The sequence below is a fragment of the Sorangium aterium genome, from assembly GCF_028368935.1.
GTDB lineage: Bacteria > Myxococcota_A > Polyangia > Polyangiales > Polyangiaceae > Sorangium > Sorangium atrum.
Genome location: NZ_JAQNDK010000005.1, coordinates 998397 through 1024519, shown reverse-complemented (window position 1 = coordinate 1024519; position 26123 = coordinate 998397). Strand labels below are relative to the sequence as shown.

Annotated in this window: 12 protein-coding genes; 4 read left to right on the top strand and 8 right to left on the bottom strand. The window is 72.3% G+C overall.

The annotated features are described in order from the left end of the window. Positions 1-149 precede the first annotated feature (149 nt). A complete protein-coding gene (locus POL72_RS42125; protein WP_373372298.1) occupies positions 150-5732 on the bottom strand; it encodes an AAA family ATPase in 5583 nt (1860 codons plus the stop codon). A gap of 373 nt (positions 5733-6105) precedes the next feature. On the opposite strand from POL72_RS42125, the gene POL72_RS51055 reads away from it, so the two are divergent. Then, entirely contained in the window at positions 6106-6309 is a 204-nt protein-coding gene (locus POL72_RS51055; protein ID WP_307730682.1) for a hypothetical protein, read from the top strand. A gap of 582 nt (positions 6310-6891) precedes the next feature. Here the strand turns inward: POL72_RS51055 and POL72_RS42115 are convergent. Beyond that, positions 6892-12378: a hypothetical protein gene (locus POL72_RS42115; RefSeq protein WP_272102519.1), complete on the bottom strand. Its 5487-nt coding sequence runs from the start codon at positions 12376-12378 to the stop codon at positions 6892-6894. A 458-nt stretch (positions 12379-12836) separates the two neighbouring features. Between POL72_RS42115 and POL72_RS42110 the strand changes: the two genes are divergently transcribed. The 3 genes from POL72_RS42110 to POL72_RS42100 all read left to right on the top strand — a co-directional run bounded on the left by POL72_RS42110 (position 12837) and on the right by POL72_RS42100 (position 16380). Then, positions 12837-14426 carry an IS1182 family transposase gene (locus POL72_RS42110; protein WP_272102518.1) on the top strand — a complete coding sequence of 530 codons (1590 nt, stop codon included), beginning with the start codon at positions 12837-12839 and terminating at the stop codon, positions 14424-14426. A 60-nt stretch (positions 14427-14486) separates the two neighbouring features. Further along, positions 14487-15728 carry an AAA family ATPase gene (locus tag POL72_RS42105; RefSeq protein WP_272102517.1) on the top strand — a complete coding sequence of 414 codons (1242 nt, stop codon included), beginning with the start codon at positions 14487-14489 and terminating at the stop codon, positions 15726-15728. A 151-nt stretch (positions 15729-15879) separates the two neighbouring features. Beyond that, positions 15880-16380 (top strand): HNH endonuclease, encoded by a 501-nt coding sequence (locus tag POL72_RS42100; RefSeq protein ID WP_272102516.1) that lies wholly within the window; start codon positions 15880-15882, stop codon positions 16378-16380. Positions 16381-16488: 108 nt separating this feature from the next. On the opposite strand, the gene POL72_RS42095 is transcribed toward POL72_RS42100, so the two are convergent. The 6 genes from POL72_RS42095 to POL72_RS42070 all read right to left on the bottom strand — a co-directional run bounded on the left by POL72_RS42095 (position 16489) and on the right by POL72_RS42070 (position 26053). Further along, positions 16489-17313 carry a formylglycine-generating enzyme family protein gene (locus POL72_RS42095; RefSeq protein ID WP_272102515.1) on the bottom strand — a complete coding sequence of 275 codons (825 nt, stop codon included), beginning with the start codon at positions 17311-17313 and terminating at the stop codon, positions 16489-16491. A 50-nt stretch (positions 17314-17363) separates the two neighbouring features. Continuing rightward, positions 17364-18452 carry a PEGA domain-containing protein gene (locus tag POL72_RS42090; RefSeq protein ID WP_272102514.1) on the bottom strand — a complete coding sequence of 363 codons (1089 nt, stop codon included), beginning with the start codon at positions 18450-18452 and terminating at the stop codon, positions 17364-17366. A gap of 593 nt (positions 18453-19045) precedes the next feature. Beyond that, the gene (locus tag POL72_RS42085) at positions 19046-19336 is read right to left on the bottom strand and encodes a PIN domain-containing protein (RefSeq protein ID WP_272102513.1); all 291 of its coding nucleotides are present in this window, start codon (positions 19334-19336) and stop codon (positions 19046-19048) included. A gap of 102 nt (positions 19337-19438) precedes the next feature. Further along, positions 19439-19750 (bottom strand): hypothetical protein, encoded by a 312-nt coding sequence (locus POL72_RS42080; RefSeq protein ID WP_272102512.1) that lies wholly within the window; start codon positions 19748-19750, stop codon positions 19439-19441. Between the two features lie 103 nt (positions 19751-19853). After that, positions 19854-22601, bottom strand: coding sequence for a hypothetical protein (locus POL72_RS42075; protein ID WP_272102511.1), 2748 nt, complete (start codon positions 22599-22601; stop codon positions 19854-19856). After that, a complete protein-coding gene (locus POL72_RS42070; protein WP_272102510.1) occupies positions 22598-26053 on the bottom strand; it encodes a poly-gamma-glutamate biosynthesis protein PgsC/CapC in 3456 nt (1151 codons plus the stop codon). Before POL72_RS42070 ends, POL72_RS42075 begins: the two co-directional genes overlap by 4 nt. Positions 26054-26123: the final 70 nt, after the last annotated feature.

Genomic DNA, 26123 nt, shown 5'->3' with positions numbered 1-26123 from the left:
CTCGATAGCATTTCCGGCCACGGCGGCCGTGCATCGTCGAGGCGCTGCGCAAGCTGCGTTTCCGCCAGACCGGCGCGAAGATGGCGAAGCTCAGCTTCCAGATCCCCTCAGGTAGAGCGCCCAGAGTGGTGCATCTTGGTGGACGGCCTTCACTGTCTGTCAAGCGTGATCGCGGGCGGTCCCGCGCAGGGCAGCTCGACTGTGAACCTCGATCCCGCGCCCAGCGTGCTGTCGACGCGAACCGCGCCGCCGAGCGCCTCCACGATCCTTCGAACGATGTAGAGGCCGAGCCCGAATCCTCCGTAGTTGCGCGTCGACACTGCGCGCTCGAAGCGCTCGAACACGCGGGCGAGCCGCGCGGGCGGGATCCCGATGCCACGGTCCTCCACCGTGAGCTGTGCCATGCCGTCCCTCCGTGCAACTGTGATGGAGATGGGCTCGCAGGCGCCGAACTTGAGGGCATTGTCGAGCAGATTCGTTATCACCTGCTCCAGCCTGAGTCGATCCCACGTCCCGACGACGGGCGCCTCGGCATGCACGTGGAGCGACGAGCCGGACTGCTCTATGCGCTCGCGGCACTGCTCGACGGCCTCGCGCACGACCGCGGCGAGGTCGACCTGCTCGAGGTGGAGAGGGATCCGGCCGGCATGGATCCGGGAGACGTCGAGCAGCTCGTCGATGAGGCGCAGGAGCCGCGCGATCTGCCTCTCGAGGGTCCGCAAGCCTCGCGTGATCTGCTCCTCGGGCGCGGGCTCGCGCTTCCGGCGCAGGAGCCCCTGAATGGCGAGCCTCATCGTGGTGATCGGGGTTCTCAGCTCGTGGGAGGCGATGGTGATGAACTCCTCGCGGACGCGCACCCCCTCCTGGGCGTCGCGATAGAGACGGGCGTTGTCGACTGCCATCGCGGCTCGACGCGCCAGCTCCTCGGCAACGGCCAGATCCGAAGGCCCGTACGAGCGTGTCGGGGCCGCGGTGCCCATGGTGATGGCCCCCAACGTCTTTCCCCGAGCGATCAGCGGCACGGCCATGGCGCTGTGCGCCCCGATCTCGCGGAAAAGCCGGGCGTGCTCGTCGTCTCGGGAATGGGATCGCACGTCGGCGTCCGTGAGCTCCGGCAGCACGACCGGCGCGCCGGATGCAAGCACGCCGGTCGATATCTGGGGTGAGGTCCAGTCGGGCGGATACCGCTCCTGCAGCGCGCGGAGCGCCATTTCCTTCGCGGGGTCGGCGTGCTTCGCGGCCACGCGTCGGATCTGTCCGTCCTCCTCGACCACGTCGATGATGCACCACGCGGCGAGCGTGGGAACGACGAGCGACGCGAGGCTCCGCAGGGTCGTCGGGTAGTCGAGCGACGCAGCGAGCACCTCGCTCGCGCTGGCCAGGAAGCGCAAGGCCTGCTCCGCGCGCGTCCGCTCGTCGACCTCCACCTTGAGCTTCTCGAAGAGGAGGCTGTTCTCGATCGCAATCGCGATCTGGGTCGACAAGACCTCCAGCACCCGTACGCGCTCGTTCGTGAAGGCGTGGGTCGTCAGGTCGTTTTCGAAGAGGAAGGTGCCGAGCAGCGACTCCTTCCGCTGGATGGGGAGCACGAGGAGCGACTTCATGCTTCCATCCGCCAGGTAGGGGTCCGACGCGAGCGTTCCGTCCATGGATGCGTCGTCCAGCACGACGACCTTCCGGGTCCTGCGCACGTGCTCGATGATCGCCCGCGGAACCTGCCGCGCGCCTTCGAGCGGCGTCCGCTCGATGGATACCGGCTCGGCCGCTCGGCCGCTCGCCCGGACGAAGGGCGCGCCCTCTTCCTCGAAGACGAGCACGCCCCGCTCGGCGCCCGCGGTCTGGATGCATGTCTCCATCAGCTTTCCGAGCAGACGCTCGAGCGCGATCTCGCTCGTGATGGCCTCTGCCGCCTTGAGCAGGCTGAGCGCGTCGAGCATCTCCCCGCGGGAGGGCTCGACGGCAACGCTGGATACCGCGATCCCCCCGTCGAGGACGCACTCGTGCTCGAGCGCGCGCGCCTTTTTCAGAGCTCCCCACCGCGCCCAGCCCTGCACAGCCGGGCGCAGATACATGGCGTCCGCGACGCGGCCCCGGCCAAACGCGCGAAGCAGGCGCCCACCGAGCTCGCTCGCCAGCGCCGCATATTGCAGAAATCCCGCCCTTGCCGCCTCCTCGATGGCCCGATCGTAGAGCTGGGCGGAATCGAGGAAACGCCCCTCCACGCGGGCGATCTCCGCGTCCACGATGAGGCGTTTGTGGCGGAAGTTCTCGACGCAGCCCTCTTCCCACCGCCGCATCTGATCCTGCAAGCCGGCCGCGCGGGTCAAGAGCTCGATCCGCTCCGGAGCCGTGGCCCTGTCATGGAGCGAGAGCAGGGTAAGCGCGGTGAACAGCACATACTCGGCCACGGGGCCAAAACCGCCCAGAAGGTCGAGGTGGATGAGCGCCGCATCGGACCACCGCCGAGCCTCCCCGAGCGCGCCGAACAGGTACGAGGTCTCGAGGCGGAGGATGCTGTACAGGCACGACACCGTCGGCTCGTTCGAGGCAGACGCGAGGAACGTCGCCTCGTTGAACTCGTCGTCGTCGAAGAGGTTGCATCCGTGCGTCATGCCCCTCAGGCAGCGAATCGCCTGCCGATACGCGAGATGGCAGAGCGCGATCCCCTGATTGCCGGCCCTCCGGCAGAACGACAGACCGTCGTCCAGCTCGGCCAGCACTCGGTCGAGCTCCACCCCCGCTGCAAACGAATAGACGGCCATCGCCCTGCCGGCATAGGCGGCCATGCGGAACTGGCCCGATTGCCGCCCCAGCGTGAAGTCGTGGTAGCACGCGGTCACGCAGGAGGCGAAAGGCTGCAGCCAAGGACGGACGAACGCGTTGTGGCAGTGGGAGGCCTCGACCTGCCGCGCGGCGTCCCCTGATCTCTCGGCCAACTCCAGGGCGACGCGGCTGAACGCCTCGGCCTCCGCAAATTCCCCGACGGCGGCCAGGAACATGGCATAGCAGGCGTACGCCGTGGAATAGGCGGCCTGGCCGCGCTCGAGCGCGTAGCGGACCCCCCTGGCCGCGACCAGCACGAAGAGATCGCGATCAGCGAACCAGGCGGCCTGCAGCATGGCCGACATGAGCCGCACGGGGGCGTCTTCCTCGGCGCTCTTCACGTGCGGAGCGCCGAGGAGCACCGCCGGGGAGCGATCCCCGAGCAGGGCCCGGATGGCCTCCCGCTCCGATTCCACGGCGCGGCCGAGATCCTCCCGCGGCAGCTCGAGGCCCAGCGCTTGCAGAGCCGCCCGCCCCCACTCGAGCGCTGTCTTGTATTCGCCCGTGGTCGTCGCGCTCGCGATGCGGATCTCCTGGAGGCCCACCTCGTCGAGCAGGGAGGCGGCATGGCCCAGCCCCTCCTCGACGAGCGCCCTGCACAGCGCATGGTCGCCCGTCAGCGAGGCGCATTCGGCCGCGGCGCGGTGGAGGGAGAAGCAAAGCTCGTAGTGCGAGTGCCACGCGCCGTCCGACAGCAATCCGAGCCCGGTCCGAAAGTACGCGAGCGCGGGCCCAAAGGCCGCAGCGCGCCGCGCCTTGATCCCGGCGCGGTGGTTCAAGCTCGCGAGCTCGATCCGCTCGACGCCCGCGAGCAGGTCTCGGCCCAGGTCGAGCTGGTCGGCGACGTCGAACAGCCTCTCTTCGAGCTCGTCGCCCCGAAAGAGCTCCAAGAAGCTGCGTCCGATCCGCAAGTGGAGCTTCTTCTGCCGCCCCTCGGACAGAAGCGCGTAGGCGGCTTGCTGGACGCGATCGTGGACGAACCGGGCGCGGAGCCCCGCAGCTTTCGACCCGTGCTCGTCCTCGGGGACGAGCAGCCCCTCGCGCAGCGCCTCGTCCAGCGAGGCGCTCGTCTCGTCGATTGACTTGCCCCAGAGGGTCGCGAGGGTTCGCAGGTCCACCTGCTTGCCGACACACGCCGCGAGCTGGAGGAGCTGTTGCGCCTCTTCGGACAACCTGCGGATGGCCGTCGTCGTCAGCTCGATCACGTTCTCGGTAATTCCGACCCGCTCGATCCGGCGCACGTTCCAGGTCCACGTCCCTCGCGCGCTGTCGACGGCAAGCAGGCCGTCGCGGTGCAGCGAGCGAAGCAGCGCTCTGACGAAGAACGGATTGCCCCCGGTCTTCGCGAGGACCAGCGCTGCGAGCGGCCTCGCGCGATCGGGCTCGCAGCGGAGGAGGTCGGCGAGGAGCGCGACGAGCGCGTCGATGCCGAGCGGGCCGAGGTCCAGACGCGTGATGACAGCGCCTACCCTCCGGATCTCGTCCAGCGCGCGCGCGAGGGGGTGATCGGGGCCGACGTCCCGCGGGCGGAACGCGCCGAGCAGGAGCACGCGTCTGCTCTCGGCGTCCATGACGAGGGCGCGCAGGACCCGGAGCGAGGCCGCGTCCGTCCATTGCAGGTCGTCGAGGAAGAGCACGAGGGGCCGGCGCGCGGCTACGGCGCGCACGAAGGCCTGTAGTGAGAGGTGGAAGCGGTTCTCCGTCTCCATGGGATCGAGCCCGGGCACCTCAGGCAGATCACCGATGGCGTCCCGGAGCTCCGGGACGAGATCTGCGAGCACGCGTCCGTTTGCTCCGACGACCTCCCGGAGGCGCCGGAGCTCCTGCGCCCGAGACGCATCGGGCTCGGACTCGGAGAGGACCGCGCGCGTGAGGGCGCGGAGCGCCTCCGATACCGATGCATAGGGCACGTTCGCCGCGCGCAGGTCGAATTTCCCCGAGGCGAACCAGCCGCCTCGCGCGAGCACCGCGTCGCGCACCGCCTCGACGAGGGCGGTCTTGCCGATGCCAGCATCTCCCGCTACCAGCATGAGCTCGGTCCCGTCGGTCGAGACGCGGGCGACGGCGTCTCGCAGCACGGCGAGCTCGCGCTCGCGGCCATACAGGCGCTTCGGCAGCGGCAGTTCCTTGCCCAGGTCGAGCCGGCCCAGCTCGAACGGCTCGATCGTGCGGGACGCGAGCCATTGCCGCCGCGCCTGCTGGAGGTCGGCGGAGAGAGCTTCGGCGCTCTGGTATCGCTGCTCCGGCATCTTGGCGAGGAGCTTCTGCACGAGATCGGCGAGCAGCGGCGGGACGTGCGGATTCACGATCGACGCGGGCACCGGCATTCGCGCGATGTGCGCATGCGCGAGCTCCAGCGGATCCGAGGAGCGGAAGGGGGGGGCGCCGGTGAGCGCCGCATAGAACGTCGCTCCAAGAGAGTAGAGGTCCGAGCGCCAGTCGACAAATCGGTTCATTCGTCCCGTCTGCTCCGGCGAGATCCACGAGAGCTTGCGGGTCTGATCGAGATCGAACGCCCCGGCGAGGCTCGTGCGCGCCGACGTCTCGACGAAGTGGATCAGCGTGACCCTCCCGCCCGGGCCGAGCACCACGCGAGACGGCGCGATCGCTCGGTGGACGACGTTCCTGGCGTGAAGACGGGCACAGATGTCCGCGAGCTCGGAAGCGATATCGAGAAAGGCGTCGACGCGCAGGGGGCCCGCGTCGAGCCGCTGCTTGAGGTCCTCAGGGCCCGCATCCTCCAACACGAGCGCCGGCGTCTCCTCCTGGTCCTCCCATCGGAGCGGACGCACGACCCCGGGAACGTCGAGGGCCAGAAGGACGCCGTATTCGCCGCGCAGCAGCTCGGTTGCGCGCAGCGAAAACGGGCCTGGAAGGACGCTCTTCCGCACGACCGTCCTGCCGTTCATCGCGTGCCTGGAGATCACAAATTGCCGGCAGCGGTGAATCTCGGAAGATGTCCCGGAACTCCAGTCCATCACGCTGGCCCCATGGTAGCTTAGGGCGCCATGCGAGCGATGGCGAGCGCCGGTTCGGCGAGCGAGCTCCCTGAGGCGCGGCCACGACATCGAACGGCGCGCGCTCCTGCGCGGCGGTCTTTGACACAGCGGACACTCGGGCTCCTCGTTCCATCACCCTCAAGAAATCAGGAGTCATTCAGCAGCGCCATCAGGAGACTGACTGATTCCCTCGGACGTGGGCCTGCTCTCTTCCGCCTATTGATCGCCTGCCCGCTACCTTTTCGACAATCTCTCGCCAGCACTCATCCGAAACCTGCGGATCGTGGTGGCCGCCTACACCCGCATCGCCCGCGCCGCAGGCGCCGGACATGACGCTCGACGAGACCTCGCAGAGCTCCGGCCGGAGCACCACGAGATCCTGCTCGCGATCGACAGCCCGGAGTCGCTCGTGCAGTACGCGAAGCGGCGCGGGACGAACCCGCACAGCGCGGCGTCGCGGCTCAGGCTCGCCCGGGAGGCGCCCTGAAGCTCCGGAGGTGGCGCCGATGAAGGCCCGCGCCATGAAGCTAGATGTGGGAGCAGCCGAGGTGACGGGACAAGCGCGCCGCGCCGATCCACATCCGGCCCCGCATGGTGCCAGGACTGCGGCTGAGCTCCCCTTCGACTACCGGACCACGAAGGTCGTGCAGAAGAACGGTCCGAGGTCGTCTCCGCGAAGAACCTATCCCAGTAGGGAACCACTGGGATCTCGGGAGACTATGATCGGAAACATGCGGATGTGCTGGCGGGATTCCTGACAGGCGGAACCAGCGCTGGGAGCCCGTTGACCTTGCGAGCTGGGTCGATGCGGAGTCGTGTTCCGATCAAGAGTCCGAGTCCGATGGGAACACCGGCGCGGCGCACGCGTCGTCCGGCGAGAGGGCGCGCGCCCCGGGCGACGGAAACGGCATCGGCGGTATCCTCCAGACAGACATCGGCTTGTGGTGAGGGCGGCGTCCCAGGCGCGCCTTGCGCTGGTGCCCGTGCGGACACGCCCAGGCTCTCGCGCTCGGCGCTTGCTGGCTCGGCTCCTCCGCGGCGCGCGCCGGAGCCAACCGGGCAGCCAACTTCACGGCTCTTCCCAGGAGGGCTCGACGGCCGGCCGCGCCCGCTCGATGCGCCCGCTCCCCTCCTCCTGCCGCTCGCGGAACGGCGTCGACGCCGTCGGGAAGTCGCGGAGACCGCGGCGGGCTGTGTAGTCGTAGCGGAGGAAGGCCAACCCCGAGACGCGCGGCGAGGTCTCGGCTGGGCTCGGGACGTCGAACAGGAACGTCCCTTCCGCGCCGAGCGAGACGCGGTGCCCGCGCGCGAGCCAGCTCCAGAACGTGAGCCCCGCGGTGAACGCGTCGCGCAGGAAGGCCTCGTCGCGCGCCTCGTTCACCGGCCGGTAGCTCGCGAGCCAGCCGAGCTGGATCCACGGCCACAGCCCCCGGCCGGGGAGCAGGTCGAGGTCGAGCGTCGCGTCGATGCGGTCGAGCGCCGACGGCACCGGGCTCAGGCGCAGCGACGTGCCCGCCGTGACGAGCGCGTCGACGAACGGCCGGTACCGCAGGCGCGCCCCGAGCGAGGCCTGCGTGTCGTGCTTGGCGCCGTAGGACGTGTAGACGTCCTTGTCGGCGCCGGTGAAGCCCCGCAGCGACTCGTCGACCGCGAGCCACGTGAAGCCCGCCCACGGCGAGAGCGTGAGCTCGCCGAGCGGGATGGACCAGAACGCGGTCGCGCTCGCCCTGGCGCCCATGGCGTCGCTGGCGTCCGGCTGGAACACCACGCGGCCGCTCAGCGAACCGCCGGGAACCCAGCCGCTCGAGCTCAGGTCGAAGCGCGCCTCCGCGCCGAAGCTCTCCGGCCCGTCGCGCAGGCGGCCGAACCCCGCGGCCGCGATCCAGGCGCGCCGCTCGATCAGCTCGCGGTGCACGTCGAGGCCGAGCTCGAGGAAGCGGACCGGAAGACGGAAGTCCTCCTCGGTGAGCTCACTGTCGACGAGGCGCGCGTAGCCGCCGACGGAGAGCGGCCCCGGGTCCGGGTCCTCCCCCACCGGGGGCGCCGGACGGAGCAGCTCGTCCGCGGGCGCGAGCGGCGCGGGCGCGGGCGGCGGAGCGGGCGGCGGCACGCGGGGGCGGGGCGCGCCGCGCGCGACGGCGAGCTCGACGCGGAGCAGCGCCCTGCCGCCGGGCGAGGCGACGCGCAGCACGTGCGGGCCCTCGGGGAGGACGGCGACGCGCGACTCGACCTCGCCGCCGAGCCAGAAGAACGGCTCGCGCGTGACGCCCAAGCGGCGCGCGGCGCGGTCCTCGGAGGCGTCGAGCGCGAGGGAGCCCTCCTCCACCGCGCCGCCGTCGGCCTCGCCGCCGGCACCGTCGAGCGGCGCCACCGAGAAGCGCAGCTGGCCGGAGGGCGTGGCCGCGGCGACCTCGGGATGGCAGGCCGGATCCCCGCCGTCCGTGGGCGCGGCGCGCGCGCGGGGCGACGCGCACTCGTAGGCGGCGCGGGCGCGGATGCGCACAACGGTCGGGCCGACGAACGCGAGCTCCAGCGGGCGCGCGGGGTCGATGTCGTTCCATGTCGACAGGACGCGGCCCGAGAAGGGCTGCGCCGCGCCGGCCGCGGTCGCGCGGATCCAGCCGAGGACGCTCCGGTCCGCCGGAGGCCGCGCCTCGATGCGGTGGCTGCCCCGCGGCACCTGCACGACGCAGCGGTCCGCCGTCGGCGCGGGCGCCGCGGAGCACGCGACAGGCTCGCCGTCGAGCGCGATCGAGAACACGCAGGGGGTCTCCTCGCGATCGAGCGCCCGGCAGACGCCGTCGAGAACGATCGCGCCCGGCGCGGCGCGGTCGAGCCGGAACTCGGCGCGCGCGCCGTCGGTGATGAGGAGCGACGCCTCCGGCGCGTCGACGAGCGCGCGCCGCACCCGCACGCGGAGCGGCAGATCGCGATCGGCCCTGGCCCGGATCTCGAGCGTCGCCGTGCCGGCCGTGGCGTCGGCGCGCGGCGGCACGGCCCAGCCGGTCACCGGGGCCAGCCGCGCGAGGGCGGCCGGCGGGAGCTGGACAGGCGGCGACGACGCGCCCGGCGTGGTGCCGGCGGGAGGAGCGAAGGCCAGGCCCTGCGCGGCGTTCCCCGAGGCCGCAGGCGCGGCGCTCTGCTGACCTGCGGAGGCCTCGCGGGCGGCCTCCTGCACGGCGAGCTCGGCGAGCACGAGGGCGCGCAGCGTGAGCCGTCGATCGGGCGTCGGGGCGGCGGAAGCCACGTCGGTCGCCAGGTTCGCGGCCCGGGAGAGCGCCGCGGCGGACCGGTGGGCGAGCCCGATCCGGGTGAAGGCGTCGGCGGCCAGCTGCACCTCGCTGGAGCGCTCGGCGAGGAGGCCGAGCAGCAGCGCGTCCGCGCCCGAGCTGTCGCCTGCCGGGCCCGCGAGCAGCGCGACGCCGCGCCGCGGGTCGCCATTGGCGCTCGCGCCGCGCGCGGCCGCGAGGGGCGCCCGGTCGTCGGGCAGCGGGAGCGGCGGCACGCGCGCGGGCAGGCCGAGCGGGACCGCCACCGGGCTGCCCGGCGGCAGGGAGAAGACCGTGCTCGGCGGCGCGCCCGCGGTCGACGCGCCGGGCAGGTGCGCGGCGCCCCAGGGATCCTCCTCGGCGGGGCGGTCGAGCGCGGCGAGCGCCGGGAAGCCGAGGGCGTCGAGCGCCGCGGCCCGCTGCGCGTGGAGCGCCGCGTGGGCAGGCGAGGGCGCGGCGCGGAGGGCGCGCGTGGCGCCCCGGATCTGCTCGAGCGTGCCGTCGACGGGCGCGCCGTCCGGCGGGCGCACCGGCGTGACGGCGCGCGGCGCGCCGGGCCCGGCGGGGTGCAGGCGCACCGAGGCGCGGAGGAGCGCCGGCGCGTCGGTCTCGACGCGCAGCTCGCGCGCGCCGGCGGGGACCGGGACCTCGATCGAGCCCGTGGCGCCGGCGCGCACCCAGGCCTCGTGGACGGCGGCGCCTGCGCGCACGCGGAGCACGCGCGCGGGGCCGTCCGCCGGGGGCGATGGGCCTTGCGCTCCAGGCGCCATCGCTGCGGCGCCATGCGCTCCGGGCACCGACGCAGCGGCTCCAGGCGCCGGTGCTGCGGCGCCCTGCGCTCCGGGCGCCGACGCAGCGGCGCCATGCGCTCCGGACGCCAGCGCCGCCTCGCCCATCACGGCGGGCGGCGCGATGACGACGCGGGCCACCGTGGCGCGCTCCGGGTCGGGGAGCGCGAAGGTCGCTGCGCCGTCGACCCAGGCCCACTGCACGATCTCGCGCAGCGACGCGCACGGAGCGCGCCCGCTGCGCGGGATGCGCGCGAGCGCCGGCGGAGCGCCCGCGGGCCGCTGGAAGGTGCGCGCCCCGGGCGCCACGGCGACGACCGACGTGAGCCCGGCGCCGCCATGCACCGCGGCCGGCGTGCCGTCGATGAGCACCGACGACTCGGGGACCACCTGGTTCGAGGCGCTCCGCAGGAGCACCCGCGCATGGGCCCCCGGCGGCGCCTCGACGTCGATCTGCGCCCGCTCGGCGTCGAGGACCGTCCAGCGAAGCCCGGACTGCGCGTCCACCTCGCAGAAGCCGTCCGCGGCGGCGCGTGCCGACGTGCCGCCTCCCGCGGGCGGCAGCGCGTCTCGCGGCTGCGCGATCGAGCTCCACGCGGCCACGCCATCGGGGATGTCGAGCGCGTCCCACGGGGCCTCGCGCGCCCACGCGGTGCGCGCGAGCGGCGCCGCGCTCTCGACGTCGCCATGGCCGAGCGCATAGCGCTCCGCGAGCGGCGCCCCCGCTGGCCGGCGGCCGTCGCGCGGCGGCGACATCGCCGCGCCCAGCGCGGACACGGCCGCGATGTCGTCCGGGTGCGCGCGGCCTCCGCCGCGATCGCGCGGCGCCCCTACCCCGGGCCCAGCGGGCCCGGACCAGGGCGCATCCGCGGCGCCCGGTTCCGCGTGCGCCGCGGCGAGCCGCGCGAGGATGGCGCGCTGAAGCGACGTGGCGCCCGCCGCCGCGCGGCCCTGCGCCGCCGCATCGCCTTGCGCCCCGGCAGAGGCCTGCGCGGCCGTGTAGGCTTGCGCCGCGCGCGCGAACGCCGCGCCGGAGGAGGGCGCCCACCGCACCGACTCCGCGAGGACGAGCGCCCGGAGCGGCGGCGGCACGGCCGGCCGCGCGGCGAGGTCGAGCGCGGCCTTCGCGGCGGCCGGCGCGAAGGCCCGGTCTGCGGCGGCGAGGAGCCGCGGCGCCTCGGCGTGGACCGGCGCGCGATCGCCGCCGCCGGCCAGATCGCGCCGCGCCGCGCGATCGAGCAGGGCGGCGCGCTCGCGCTGCGGCGCGAGGAGCTCGGCTACGCCGGCGCGTTGCTGGTAGCCGCTGGCGGCGACGGCGACCTCCCCCTCGACGACGTCGACGGTCACCGCGCGCGCATCGACCGGCAGCGGCACCCGGATCCAGCGCGGCTCGCTCCAGCGCACGGCGTCCGCGAGGCGCGACCCGGTGCGAACGACGAGCTCCCGGACGACGGCGCCGCCGGCGCGCACCACGACGCGCGTGGTCCCGTAGGCGCGCGCCCGGAGGGCGATACGCAGCACGTCCGCGCCGGGCGCGCGGAGCTCCAGCCGCGCCCCGGCGCTGAGCGAGCGCCATGGCGTGGCGCGCTCGACGGCCGGGAGATCGGGGCTTTCGCGGCCTCCGCGCGGCTCGACGTCGCGCGCCGCGAAGTACGGCTCGACGAGCGGCCGGAGCAGAAGCGACTCCTCGAGATAGCGCGCGGTGAGCCATGCGGCCGCGGCAGGGTCGAGGCGCGCGGCGGCCGCATCGACGCGCACGGCGGCCGCATCGACGCGCACGGCGGCCGCATCGACGCGCACGGCGGCCGGGTCGAGGCGCGCGGAGGGCGCGCCCGCCGCGGCCGGGGCGGCGAGCGCCGCGCGTGCGGCGTCGACCCAGCGGAGCAGCGCGCCCGCCTCGCCCGGCGCGGTGGCCGGCGCGGGCGCGCGGCCGCCGAGCCATGCGGCGACGTCCTCGTCGAGGCGGTACCAGGCCAGCGGCGCGCTCTCCCGTGCGGCGACCCGGACCGCGACCGGCGTGCTCCCGGCGCCGCGCGCGGCGGCCGCGCGCACGACGACGAAGCGCGCGCTCGACCACGTCGGCACCGCGACGTCGCGCGCGCCGGCCCTGAGGGGAGGCAGCGGCATCCAGGTGATCACGTCGGGCGCGCTCCCGACGCCGGAGCCGAGGCCGATCCCTGCGACGTCGCCGCGCAGCTCCAGCCGGTCGCCGGGCTCCACGGGCACGAGGAGCAGCTGCCCCGCGGCGAGCGCGACGGGCTCGGTGGGGTCGGCTGCGACGGGCGTGGCTCGCGCCTCGTCCGGAGCGAGGGTGCCCTGCTGCGGGCCGGTGCTCCACGGCACGACCCGCGCGCTGTTGGGGGCCACCCAGGCGAGCGGCTCTGCGGCGGCGGCTTCGCGTGCGCCCGGGACGCCGTGGACGACTCCGAGGGCGAGCACGAGCGCCGCGGCGAGCAGCGGGCGGCGGGCGGCGGCCCCGGGGAAGGCGTCGAGATCCACGGCGATTACCCTTGCACCATGCCCACTTACACCCCGCGCCGTGAGCTACCGGGCTACCCGATTTCCGGGTTCGAGCGCAAGCGCGCGATCGGCGAGGGGGCGCCCCCAGCCCTCGCCGGGGCGGTGTGCGCCGAGGCTGCCGCTGGCGGGCGGCGCTCCGAAGCCTATGGCAGGGAGCAGCGCCGCTCGCGCCTCTGCCCTCTAGCCTCCAGCAGGGCGGCGAGCCCTGCCCATCGAGTTACCGCTCGGTACCCCTGCCTGCCAGGCCGTCGAGCGGCCTCGGTGCACTGAGCTCTTCGGCGTCGTACTCGGCGACGCGGACCGCTAGAGCTGTCCGATGCGCCGGGAGGAGTGCTAGAGGACCGATCAGGTTGATTTTGTGATAATTCCGGTCGTTTCGATGCAAGGCTCGACGGTCTCGTCGGGCCATGATCTCGTCCGCGTCCGGAGGTGCACGGATGGAACGATGGTTGCCGCCGGTGGAGCTGTCGCGGCAAGAGCAGGCGCTGATGAAGCGGCTGACGCGCGTGAGAGCACTGTTCGGCTTTCTCAGGCAGCACCGGCACGAGCTGTTCGATGAGACGTTCCAGGAGCAGCTGGAGGGCATGTACCGGACGACGGGGGCCGGTGAGGCGCCGCATCCACCGGCGCTGATGTGCATGGTCACGCTGCTCCAAGGCTACGTCGGCGCATCGGATGCCGAGGCGGTGGAGTTGTCCGTCGTCGACCTGCGCTGGCAGATGGTGCTCGGCTGCCTGGGTGCGGCGACGCCGCCGTTTTCGCAGGGCGCGCTGCAGGCGTTCCGAGAGCGGATGGTCGCGCACGAGATGGACCGGATGCTGCTGGAGCGGACCGTGGCGCTTGTTCGGTCCGGCGCGATAACGGAGGGCGAGAGGCGTGCGGTGTCCAAAGCGCTGCGCGTGGCCATCGATAGCCGCCCTTTAGCGGGGGCCGGGCGGGTTGAGGACACGATCAACCTGCTCGGCCACGCTGCCCGCAGCATCGTCCGCGTCGTGTCGAAGATCACCGAGCGTCCGCCCGAGGAGATCTGCCGCAAGGCGGGCATCCCGCTGCTGCTGGCTCCCAGCATCAAGGCCGGGCTCGACCTGGACTGGAGCGACCCGAAACAGAAGGCGGCGGCGATTCAGATCCTGGAGCGGCAGGTCTCGTCGCTGCAGCAGTGGGTCGACCGCCACATGGACGTCGTCGTCGAGCAGCCGCTTCGCACCTATCTGGAGGCGGTCACACAGGTTCGAGACCAGGACCTGGAAACGGCCGACGATGGGACCGTTCGCATCCGGCAAGGCGTTGCGCCTGACCGCCGTGTATCCATTGAAGACGCCGAGATGCGCCACGGCCGCAAGAGCCGCTCGAAGCGCTTCGACGGCTATAAGGAGCACATCGCACGCGACCTTGACCTTCCCGTGATTGTCGCCTGCGCGGTTACGCCAGCGAATCGGCCTGAAGAAGAGGGGGCCGCTCCGATCGCCGAGGACGTCCAGCATCAGCGGCTGCGCCTCGTCGAGCTGCACATCGATCGCGCCTACGTCCACAGTTCCGTCGTTGACGACGTGATCCGCGCTGGCGGCCAGGTGTTCTCGAAGCCTTGGGGGCAGCGGGCTCGCAGCCCCGAGTTATTCAGCAAGCGCGACTTCAAGATCAACCTGCGCGCCAAGACAATCACGTGTCCAGCGGGACAGATCGAGGTGTTCGAACCGGGCGATACGGTCGAGTTTGACCCTGAGGAGTGTGGCGCGTGCCCCCTCCGAGCCAAGTGCACGCAAGCTGCCTCGGGGCGAGGGCGGACCGTGTCCATCGCCGAGGATGAAGCTCTGCAGGGCAAGTTCCGGAAGTTGCAGCAGACCGGGCCAGGACGCGCCGTGCTCCGGCAGCGGACAGCTGTGGAGCATGCGCTCGCCCATATCGCGGCGCGGAAAGGACACAGCGCACGCTACATCGGCGCCAGGAGAAATCTGTTCGACCTCCGGCGCGCCGCAACCATCCAGAATCTTGAGGCGGCCCAGCGGCTGATCCAGGAGGCTGCATAACCTATCGGAATTAGACGATTTTCAACATGTTCGGCGTTCTAGGGTGCACATGGGTCTCCCATGCGACTGCTCGATCTGTCCATCCAGAACATCGGTCCGTTCGATGAGGCACGTCTAGAGTTCCTGTCGGCGCACGACGACCCGGTACCAGTGGCGATCATCACCGGCGAGAACGGGACCGGGAAAACGATTTTGCTTGATGCGATCCGGGGATTGTTCGGCTCGCACTACGGACGCCTTGAGCGCGCACTCTGGCGAAACGGGACACCGTTCCAGATAGAAGCAACCCTGTTCATCGATGGACTCCAGGAAAGATTTCTATCGAACCAAAAACAAAATCCACGAGGAGCATTCGACTTCCTCCCGCACAACACGAAGGTTGTGCGCCTTCCCATCACCGTAGAAGCGGGGCAGCCGTGCCCCGATTGGGTGGTGGATTTCTGGCGCTCTTCACTTCCTGCCGATGCTTACACGATCAGCCAGCTCACGCGTCAGGAACCCAAGCTGTTCCTGAAAGATGCTCTCAAAGGCATCCAGCGCAACGCCGCTGTAACCGAGCTCATTTGCACTTTCGATTACCTTCGCGGCAGCGACGATCCTCGCGATCGCCGGGACGGTGAGGTCCTCTACGAAACGATACGCCGGATCGTCGAGCTCAGCGTGCTCGACGGAGAGTTGAGCCACGTGGACCGTCGCGCCTTCATGCCGATGGTGCGGCAGAGCGGCCAGCTCGTGCCGCTCTCCAACCTGAGCAGCGGGAACGCGTACCTCATCCAGCACATGATCGGATTGCTCGGCAAGATGTACGCCGTGCACGTCCTGCGCGAGACGGAAGCCTCCGAGCTCTGCAAAACGCCTGGACTGCTGCTCATCGACGAGGCCGAGAACCACCTGCATCCTCGCTGGCAGAAGCGCTTCCTGGGCGACGTGCTCAGCATCTTCCCGAATCTTCAGATCATCGCCACGACGCACTCCCCCTTCATTGTCGGCTCGGTCCCAGGCGCCCGGGTGTTCGTCTGTCGCTACGACCGGGAGCGGAAGACCTGCGTGGTCGATGACGCCACAGACCTCTACGCGAACAAGCCGGTGGAGGAGATCCTGCTCTCCCCCGCGTTCGACGGCACGCACCCGTTTGGAGAGGAGATCTCGCGCCTGCTCGAGGAAAGGAAGGCCGCCTTCGAGGCCGGGGGCTCCGTCCGACGGAGCGAGATCGAGAAGCAGCTCAAGGACAAGAACCCCGAGTACTTCTCGTACATCGATATCGAAGAGCGGCTGCAGACGCTGCACGGAGAGGGGAAATGATCCCGATCAAGCGACTGCCAGCACCTGATGTACTCGCGCGGAATGAAGAGCGCTGGCGGACCGCATTCCTGGAGCAACGTGCAAAGGACCCACAGAAACGCCCAGCTCCAAGCAGTATGCACATCCGGACATCGTCTCCACCTTGGAGGCAATGAGCCATCACAAATGCTTCTACTGCGAACAGAGCACGAAACAGACGCAACGCGAGGTCGACCACTACATCGACGTTGCTGAAGATCCGACGCGCGCGTTCAGTTGGGAGAACCTTTACCTGTCCTGCTGGGAGTGCAATCATCAAAAGCAGCCTCACAGAGCCATTTCGGCGACCTGCTGCGTGGACCCTTGCGCTCCGGATGCTCAGCCTTCCGCTCACCTGATGTTCGAGAAGGAGCTCATTCGAGCTCGAGAAGGCTCCGCCCAAGGACTCGCGACCATCAAGAAGTACAAGCTCGACCGGAAGGATCTGGACCACAAACGGCTGAAGCAGCTTCAACTTTTCAACGAAGCGCTCGTCCGCATCAAGGATGCCCAGATCGCCGACGGCCGGAAGGACATGAACGAAAACGAGAAGGCGGTGCTGCGAGGCTTCTGCCAGCCCGATTTTCCATTTTCCCTCATGTTCAAGGTGCACCTCGAGCAGCACCGCCTATGACACCATCGAGGTGTCCTCCGCTGCCGCTCGTGCGCACCGCACGGCGCGAGGCAATCCGACTGGCTGATATGTCGAGGAGCACGGTTGCGCTGGGACGCGGTCGGCCCGCTACTCACCGCGCGCGCAGCGGAACCCGTAGAAAGACAGCGTCCTCTCCGGCAGCTCGCCAATACGGTATGTCGGGCTGAGCGTCTCCTCGGTGTGGGAGAACGCCCCTCCGCGGGAGCCCCTCCCGTAGCCTCCGTCGGTCAGCGCCGCGCAGTTGTTGCACGTCTCCGTCAGATCGGCATGGTAGTCGAGGACCCACTCGAACAAGCTCCCCGCCAGATCGGCTTGCCCCCATTTCCCGTCGCCCGCCGGGGATTTCGACCCGACAGACGGGATCGGGCACACAGTCGTCGTGGTATCGCAGCCGTACACCGCCAGCTCCTGGCTCGGGGCCTCGTCTCCCCACGGATAGGCGCGCTGCTCGTTCCCCCCGACCGCTGCGTAGTTCCACTCCGCCTCTGTGGGCAGCCGGCCCTCGTCCCAGGCGCAGAAGGCGAACGCGAGATACCAGCTCGCGCAGTTGATCGGCGCTGCCTCGTTGCCGGCGGGCTCGTCGGTCCACGTCCGAAAATTGGGGTCGCATTCCAGCGAGGCCCGCAGCTCGTCCTGCCCCGCGGGCAAGCTCGCATCCCACGCCGGATCCCAGCCGCTGCCCTGGATGAGCGGATGGGCGCCCGCTCCCGCCTTCGGCCTGGTCGCCGGGTAGCCCGCGACGAACTGCCGGAACCGGCCCACCGTCACCTCGAAGCGATCGAGCTGGAAGTCGGCGACCGTGGCCGGATAACGCGCGTCGTTCAGGCGGTTGAACTGGCCGCCCACCACCACGCCCGCCGTGGGCTCCACGTCAGGGATGCACGCGCCCGCCGCGACCAGCGGGATCGCCATCGCAGAGAGAGCTCTGAAGAACACCACGCGTCTTGCCTCGCCCGTTCGCATCAGAAGCTCCCGGAGATGCTGGCGCCAGCGCCGGACGGCGCGATCCACGGGAGCGCGACGGCCGCCGGCGCCTCTTCGCCGCCCGACCGGACGATCCCATAGGCGGCCACCCCCATCGCCACGAGCCCCGCGGCGCCCAGGCCGACGAAGAGGCCGAAATCGCGGTTCTTGCGCGCGTTGTCGGACGCGAAATCATAGCCGGGATCGCAGTACGTCCCGCCGGCGACATCGCGGCAGCTCTCGCGCAATGCGCTGATCGCGGAGAGGTCGTCGATCAGGAACCCGACCGACGCGCCGGCAAGGGCGATCCCGGCGGCTCCGGAGATCCAGGCCCAGGTCGGGGCGCCCCCGCCTCGCGCCTCGCTCGCCTTGGTGGGCGGCTTCGCGGCGCTGGTCGCGGCCGTGGCCGCGGGTCGCAGCGTGAGCTCGACCGTCGTCGTCTCGCCCTCCGCGAGCGTTATCGAACGGGTCTCTACCTGGTGCCCGGGGGCGCTCGCGCGGATCTCGTGCGGGCCGGGATCGACCGGCAGGGGCTCTCCGAGCGCGGCCGCCGGGAGCGCCGTACCGTCGCGCAGCACCTCCATGCCGGCGGGCGCGCCCTTGACCACGATCACGAGCTTCGGCACGCGAGGCTCGAGGGCCGCGATCCCCTTGTTCGCGACCTCCTCCAGGCTTCGTCGCCGCTGCTCCCCGGCCGTCTCGCGGTTCAGGACGAGGGCCCGGTGGTAATCGTGCCACGCCGTCGCGAGCTTGCCCTCGCGCTCGCGGCAACGCGCGATGTTGATCTGGGTGCTCGCCGAGGGGTTGAGCGCGAGGCTCGCCTCGAACTTCGGGCACCCCGCCGCGTCGTCCCCCTTGTCGACGAGCGCGCGCCCGGCCTTGAAGAGCGCCTCCGCGGCCACCGGGTCGCGCCCGGGCTCCTGCGCGTGCGCCGCCGCGCCGCCGAGCGCGACCGCGACAGCGGACGCGAGGCCGGCGAAGGCGCGCGCGCCTCGCGCGCGGCCAGCACCACGACGGGTGTCGGCGAGGCGAAGGATGGGCACCGCAACAAGGCATTTCCCGAGCGGGCTCGTCGTCGTTTCCGCCATGTGTGCTCGTTCCGCTGCAGCGCACCGGGTGGGCGCGCGGGGAGACCCTACAACAAAAAGGGCGACACGACCAACCCGTCAATGAGCGCGCGCATGGTTCGGCTTGACGAGGAGAGCCCCTCCCGATGCCATCCGCACCGCTCGACGTAGCTCCCACGCAGCTGTGCGGCGCGCGGTGCGTGTGCACCGGGACGCGACGGACCGCGGCAGCTGCGGCCATGGCGACAACGCAGGCGCGTGCGAAGAGGCACCGTGCCAGTTCGTTGTCGCCGGCGATAAACGCTTTCAGGTGGCCCATTTGGCTGCACACCGGCAAGGATTACGGGGCCGGAGGGCCTCCCGCGGCGTTGTCAGGCGAGCTCTCTCGATGACAATCCAGCGTATGCAGGGCGGTACGCGCTGCGGCAGCCACCAGTCGTCCGGCGCGCATCGCGTGGGACATGTTCGAAAGGTCAGCGCTCCCTTGTGAGCTGAAGCGGACCATCGTTGTCCAGCAATGCCCCGACCCCCCGCCAAGCACCGCCCCACCCAAACGCGCCTCCGCTCCGCGGGACGACATGGCCAGGCTCGTCCGCTCGACGACATGGTGACGATCAGGATTGATCTGCGAAAATGCTGGTAATGGCCAAACTAGGCACACGGAATAGCGGGCTGGTTCTGCGCTCGGTTGTGACCATCTCTTCCGCGCCCAGCGTGAGCGCTGCCGCGACGTGCAACGCATCCATCCCGGCCAGACCGTGCCGCGAGGCCAGAGCGAACGCCTGCTCCGAGAGCGCGGCGGAGAGCGGCGCCCAGGCGCAGACCGCGGAGAAGAATGTCTCGTAGAATTCGACCTCTTCCTTACGGCGGAAGTAGAGAGGCTTCGGTAGCACCTCCAGCTTCAATAGGGACTGGAGACGAATTCCCTCCCTGCATCATCGAGGACCGAGAGGGCACGCTCCGCGTGCTCGCCAGCACCACGAGCCGCAACGATCAAGACGCCCGCATCAACGAAGGTGCGCATCGTCCTCATCGCCTTCCAGGTCCAGCGCCGCGGCGCCGCCCCGGCGCTCGGCCAGCTCCTGGCGCACGCCGACCTCATCGAGCAGCGGCTCGCCCGAGCGCTCGATCCGCGCTCGGATGGCGCGCAGCCTGCCACCGAGCGTACCGAGCGCCTCGCCTCCCGCGCTCACACCGGCTGCGCGGCTACTCCCCTGCGCCTCTGCCGCCGCCTGAGCCACGATGCGCTCGGCCAGCCGAAGCCGGTCGGCAAGCGGCAGCCCGCGCACATGCTGTTCGTAGACGTCGTCGACGGTCATACCGGCCCCTCGCTCGCGTTGCCCTCGGCTCCTCGCTTCGGGCTACTCAAAGCCTACCAGACCAGGCGCATCCCGCGCGCGGACGCCCCCCCCCCGCTCCTCCTCACGGATCGTCCTCCACCCACAGCCTCGGCCCGTCGTCCCGCCCCGGCGCCTTCTGCCCGACCAGCACCGCCCCCACCCAGACCGCCTTCGCCGGCTCCCCCGTATCGCCCTGCTGCGGCCCCAGCAGCGACAGCCTCACCACCCGCTTGCCCGGCGCCAGGTCGTCCCCCAGCCGGATCACCCCGCGCCCCACCCCGTCCGTGCCGCGCTTCTCCGTCGCCGCCTCCCACAGCGTCGCGCGCGTCAGGTCGCCGCCGCGGCCCGCCAGCACGCCGTCCGGGATCGTCACGCGCCGGAAGAACGCCGCCTCCCGCGACGCCGGCTTCGCCCCCTCGAGACGGTACCGGATCCGGTAGTCCGCGTTCTCCCCGGGCGTCACCACGAACAGCACCAGGTGCAGCGTCTCGCCCGCCTCCTGCTTGAACTCGTACGTCATCGGCCGGGCGCGCGTCAGCTCGAACACGTCGCGCCGGCGCACGATCGCCCCGCCGTTCGCCGGCGGCGCGTCCGTGTACGCCACCCCCGCCTCGCCCAGCCCCTCGACCTCGACCCGGCGCGCGCCCGCCGGCGCCGCCACCCGCAGCGACCCGGACAGCGCCACGATCGGCTCCTTCAGCGCCACCTCGCCGTCCACGCGCACCGCCACCTCCTTGCCGAGCGACGCGCGCGCGGCCCGGTAGATCACCGACAGCCGCCCGGCCCGCGCCCCCGCCCCATCCACCCGCACGTCCTTCGCCACGAGCAGCGGCGTCCACGCGTCGCCCGGCGACGGCTCCCCCGCCGACTGCCACGCCGGCATCAGCAGCCGCCGGCGCACCGGCGCGTGCTCCGGGACGAGCACCCGCTCCGGCCGATCCGCGTCCGACCTCGCGCCCTCCCCCGCCCGCTCGATCCGCACCTGCTCGCGCAGATCCGAGAAGCGCTCCTTCCGCTCCAGATCGTCGAGGTTGAGCGCACGGACGTCGGTCCACGTGCTCACGTCGAACGGCGCGTACCGCCACGTCTCGTCCTCGGCCAGCGTGACCCGGTACGGCAGCCGGTACAGCGTCTCGTTCACGCCCGGCTCGATCGCGCGCAGCCGCAGGCGCGTCCTCGCGTCGCCCGTGATCTCGATCCGCTCCACCCCCGCCGGCGGCCGGAGGATCGCGAGCCGCGGCTCGGACGCGTCGAACCCCTCGTTCCACCACTCGAACCGCGATCGCGGGAGCGTCACCTTGAGCTCGGCCCGCTCGGACGGCCCAGGGCCCCACCGCGCCACCACGGTCGCTTCGCCCTGGTTCGCGCCCCCGCTCGCGTCGATCTGCGTCCGGAACAGCAGCCCGAGGAGCTCTTGCCCGGGCGCCATCCGCGCGATCACCGGGTCGCTCGGATCCAGCGCCAGGTAACGCACGATCCGCACGTCCGGCGGCGTCTGCAGCCGCGTAGGAGCCGCTGCCGGCGCCGCCGCGGACGCGGACGGAGCGGGCGGCTCCTCGGCGGCCCCCGGCGGGAGCGCCCCCGGCGCAGCGCCGGGGCCCCCCTCGCCCGCGGGCAAGGGCATCGCCGGGTGGACGATCTCGCCGATCTGCTGCATCGCCTGCGCCTCCGACGCGCTGAACCGCACGCCGAAATCCGGGCCGACGCCGTCGATCACCACCGTCCGGATGTCCTCCCGCAGGAGCCGCACCGTGGCCCGCCCGAGCGGGCCGAGCGCGACGCTCGTGGACCCGCTCGCGCCGTCGCCGACCCGCACCGTGCGGCCCGGCGGGCCCTCGATGTCGAGCGACAGCGGGCCGCGGAAGTTCAGCGCGGCCGCGCGGCGCTCGCCGATCACGAACTCGGACGCGCCGCGCCCCTCGGCGCGCGGGTACGGCATCCGGAACCGCCGCAAGAGCAGTCGCGACATCTCGTAGTCGATCCCCTCGCGGCCCCCCGCCTCGAGCCGCCGCGCCCAGCCCCGGAGCAGCGCCTTCCGCGCCGGCTCCGGCAGATCGGCGAAGCCGAGCGCCGACGCCCGGAGCCCGAGCTGCCGCCGCTCCTCCGCGTCGAGGCTCTGCTCGTAGACCGCGCGCGACGCCTCGCTGCGCTGGTAGCGCCCCTCCAGCCGCGACAGGATCGTCAGCTCGCTCGGTACGAGCGCGCCGTCGCTCCCCACCGCGGGCTTCGCCCGGAGCCGCACCTGCCCGCCCTGCGGGAGCACGTCGTGCGTGATGAGCAGCGTCGAGCGCGGATCGGTCACCGCGCCCCCGCCGCTCGCGAGCCGCGCCGCGTACTCGCCCTCGCCGAGCGGCCGATCCGGATCGCAGCTGACCCGGCTCTCCAGATCGATCGCGTGCCGCGCGACCTCCTCTCCCCGCTCGTTCACGAACGCCGCGATGAACCCGTACGGGTAGCGCCGCGCCGAGTCGCAGGCGTCGGCCCTCACGCTCCCCCAGGTCGTCACCTCCACCGCGTCGATCTCGGCCGGGACCTTGATCACGAGGTCCCGCTCCGGCTCGATGTGGTAGGCGAGGATCTCGTCCTCGGCCGGCAGCGAGCTGCCCAGCGGCGGCGCGCTCGACAGCTGCGAGAGCGCGAACGCCGTCACCCCGAGCAGCGCCATCGCGATGAGCCACCGCGGGTTCAGCGCCTTGCGCGGCGCGCCGTCGCGGGCGCGGAACCCCGCCGTCGCCATGCGCGCCCGGGACGCCGGCCGCGTCGCGTGGGAGCGCGACGGCGCAGGTGCCCCGTGGCCCGCCGGCTCGCGGCGCTTCGCCGGGGTGGTCACGGGGCCACCCGCTGCGGCGCCGCTCCGGGCCCGGCCGCCTCGACCCGGAGCGCGCTCGTGCCGACGGTGACCGCGCGCCGCAGCCGCGAACCGCCGGGCACGGCCGCGCCCGGCACCGCGACGAGCGCGCCGTCGATCGGCAGCAGCTGCGCCTCCCCCGGCCGCGCCGCGATCACCCACGGGCGCCCCGTGATCACGTCGCGCCCGATCTCCACATGGCATTGCGCCTCGCCCCGCGGCGCGGCCGGCGCGCTCCCGCGCAGCGCGGCCGCCGCCGCGGCGCGCGCCGCGGCCGCCACCCCTGCCCGAGGCGCCACCGCCACCGCTGCCCGCGACGCGTCCGCCCCTGCCCGCGACGCGTCCGCCACGCCCGCCCGCGGCGCGTCCGCCGGCGCCGGAGCGCCCCCCGGCCCGGCCGTCTGCGTCGAGAAGTGCGCCCTCAGGTAGTACGGGTTCCGCTCGGTCGTGTAGCGCCGGAAGGGCTCTATCGCAGCGGAGAGATCGCACTCTGCGGTCACGCCCCGGGTCGGGCAGAGCTCGTCCCCGCTCGCGCCTGCGCCGGCGGTCCCCGCGCACGACGCGAGCGCCTGGGCGCGCGCTGCCACGTCGGCCGGCTCGGGCGTCACGCCGAGCCGCGCGAGCCGCGCCTCGAGGCGCGTCTCCCCCTGCCCCGGCTCCACGAAGCGCCGGAGCTCGAAGAAGCGCCGGATCGCGCTGCCCAGGTACACGATCGCGAACCGCCCCTCGGCGAAGCGCTTCGCGTAGGCCATCGCCATGTCCGTCGCGCCGCTGAACGGCACCTGCTCGCGCGTGCCGTCGAAGATCCCCACGCGCAGCTCGAGATCGCGCAGCGTCTCCAGCAGCGGCCCCGCGAACGTCGGCACGTGCCCCGGCCGCACGACCTCGTACCCGAACGAGATCACCGCGTCCCGCTCGTAGGTCCGATCCGCCTCGATCGCCTGCACCGACAGCGCATTGCCGCCGTCTCCGACCCAGACCTCGTGCGCCCGCTGGAAGTAGCTGCGCAGCCCCTCGGCGCGCCGCACGTCGGCGGCCCCGCTCGGCTCCGCCGTGGGCACCGCCCCGGCGAGCAGCAGCGACTGCGCCGAGAGCGCGTCGGCGAGCGCGAGCCCCGCGCCGAACGCCCCGATCTGCCACCGCGGCGCGGGCACCTCGACGAGCATCGCGCCCGTCAGCGGCGACCTGACCGCCTCCGTCGAGGGCGCCGTGGGCAAGATGTCGCCGCTCGACGCAGCACGCGGCAGCGTGGACTGATGTGTCAGCACGAGCCACGCCGGGTTCCCGCGCCGCTCCGGGCCCCCCTCGTCCGGCCCCGGCTCCGCGATGCCCCACGCCGCCGGCGCCTCGGCCGTGCCGCCGATGCGCACCTCGCGGAAGCCGAGGCGCCCGAGGATCGCCCGCTCCCACGCGGTCGGCGGCGCCGCGCCGGACGCGCCGCCGGGGCGCGTCGCCGCCGCGATCAACCGCGGCGCCACAACGGCGTCGAACAGCCTGAGCTCCTCGAGCGACGGCGGACGGAAGCGGCCCGGCTGGACCTCGGTCAAGGACACCATCCGCTTCGCGAGCTCGTCCTCCAGCGTCCCGGTCCAGCGCACGGCCTCCGGCGCGCCGAGCGAGCGCGCGCCGACCGCCTCGGCGACCTCGCGCGGCACGTGCAGGCGCGGCGCGTCGCCGAGGGGCGTCGACGGCTCCGCCGCCTGGCGGAACGTCATCGCCGTCTCGGCGCCGAGCCCCAGGCCGATCGACACAACGGGCAGCCCCGCCGGCGAGCCGACGACGCTGAGCTCCGGCCCATCGCCGCCGCCCGGCTCGACGATGAGCACCTGGGGGTCCTCCATGGCGTCGATCATCGCGGCCACGAACGCCTCGTCGTGGCGCCGGATCGCCCCGTGGCGCGACAGGAGCACGACCCCCGCCGCGTCGAGCAGCCCCGCGACCCGGAGGGCCACCGCCGGCAGCGCCGAGCCGAGCTCGGTGGGCGCCGCCAGCACCAGCCACTCGGGCGCGGACGTCGGGCTCCGGCCGACGCGCTTGCGGATCGCCGCCCGCGGCACGCCCGGCGCGTCGTCCGGATCGTCGAACCGCGGGCCCAGCACGTACCACGGCCGCTCGCCGTCGCCCTCCCGCGCCACCGACACCCGCGCGCGCTCCGCCGCGCCGAGCAGCTCGTCCGCCGGCCGCCCGTCGCGCAGCACGCTGCGCGCGAGCCGGTGGGCGATCCGCCGCGACTCGATGTCGGCGGCGATCGCGGCCGCCCTCGGGCGCGGGCCGGGCCGGGGCGCCGTGTCCGCCAGCACGAGCGACAGCGCGGCGCTCTCGATGCGCGGCACCGGCCTCGCCGCGGTCGCGGGCGGCGGCGGCGCGCCGCCCCAGCCGAGCGCCACGAGCGCATAACCGACGCCGTTGCCGACGAGGAACGCGGTGAACGACACCTGGATCGTCGGCATGATCACGATGCCGACGTGCTCCTTGTTCCACATCTTCACGGCGAGCAGGCTCGGGAGCAGGTAACCGAAGCCGAAGTAGTCGACCATCTGCAGCCCCGGCGCGTACCGCACCATGGCGAAGCCGATCGCCATCTTCACGAGGAAGCCGAGCACGTACACGAAGATCATCCGCCGCGGCCCCACGAGCAGCATCCGGGAGAACGGGCGGACCGAGGTGATCCAGCGCGAGAGGTAGAAGACGGCCAGCGCCTCGATCGTCGTCGTGAGCAGCTTCGTCGGCTCGTACCACGCCACGGCGAGCAGGCCGGGCACGAGGATGCCGTTGTAGTCCCACCCGTAACGGACGTTGTTGCGCGCGCCCATCAGCGCGCCGATGACGAGGATGATGTGGGCCTTCGGCAGCTCGAGGAACTCGAGCGACAGGCTCTCGTTGAGCACCTGGAAGCGCGAGACCGAGAGGTTCGTCGTCCGGAGCAGCACGCCGAGCACGAGCGCCGTCAGCGCCGTCACGACCGCGAGCCGCGGCGCCGCGCGCAGGAAGCCGCTGTTCCAGAAGGCGTTCGCGATGAGCGGCACCAGCACGAGCCCGATGCTGTAGAGCTCCCGCGAGTGCACGAAGTCGTAGCGCGCCGAGACCTCGGGCACGACGAAGCCCTCGACGAAGAGCCGCACGATCACCGCGCCGACGATGAACAGGTAGAACCGCTCGCGCCCGAACGCCGTGGACCACGCGCCGGTCCGGGTGATCCAGCGGCCGATCAGCGCGACGAACAGGTACGTCACGATCGACTCCGCGACGATGAACACCGCGGTGACCGGGGCCGCGAAGAACACCGTCGCGAGGTAGCCGGGCACGACGAGCCCCGCGTACGTCCAGCCGAGCGTCTCGGTGAAGAACGTCCCGAAGACGAGGCCGATCAGGACCGCGGTGTGGAGGCTCCGATCGAGCCCGTTCGGTGGAAAGAGCGGCAGGTTCTCGAGCATGCGGCGGGGCGGCGGCGGCGGGGCGGGTCGGCGCGCGCCGCCGCCCGGCGCGGTTGCCAGCGCGGGCGCG

Coding starts and splice junctions, on each gene's coding strand:
- POL72_RS42125 (WP_373372298.1), bottom strand. CDS start 5,732: ATGAACGGCAGGACGGTCGTGCGGAAGAGCGTCCTTCCAGGCCCGTTT.
- POL72_RS42110 (WP_272102518.1), top strand. CDS start 12,837: ATGGAACGATGGTTGCCGCCGGTGGAGCTGTCGCGGCAAGAGCAGGCG.
- POL72_RS42105 (WP_272102517.1), top strand. CDS start 14,487: ATGCGACTGCTCGATCTGTCCATCCAGAACATCGGTCCGTTCGATGAG.
- POL72_RS42100 (WP_272102516.1), top strand. CDS start 15,880: ATGAGCCATCACAAATGCTTCTACTGCGAACAGAGCACGAAACAGACG.
- POL72_RS42095 (WP_272102515.1), bottom strand. CDS start 17,313: ATGGCGATCCCGCTGGTCGCGGCGGGCGCGTGCATCCCTGACGTGGAG.
- POL72_RS42090 (WP_272102514.1), bottom strand. CDS start 18,452: ATGGCGGAAACGACGACGAGCCCGCTCGGGAAATGCCTTGTTGCGGTG.
- POL72_RS42080 (WP_272102512.1), bottom strand. CDS start 19,750: ATGACCGTCGACGACGTCTACGAACAGCATGTGCGCGGGCTGCCGCTT.
- POL72_RS42070 (WP_272102510.1), bottom strand. CDS start 26,053: ATGCTCGAGAACCTGCCGCTCTTTCCACCGAACGGGCTCGATCGGAGC.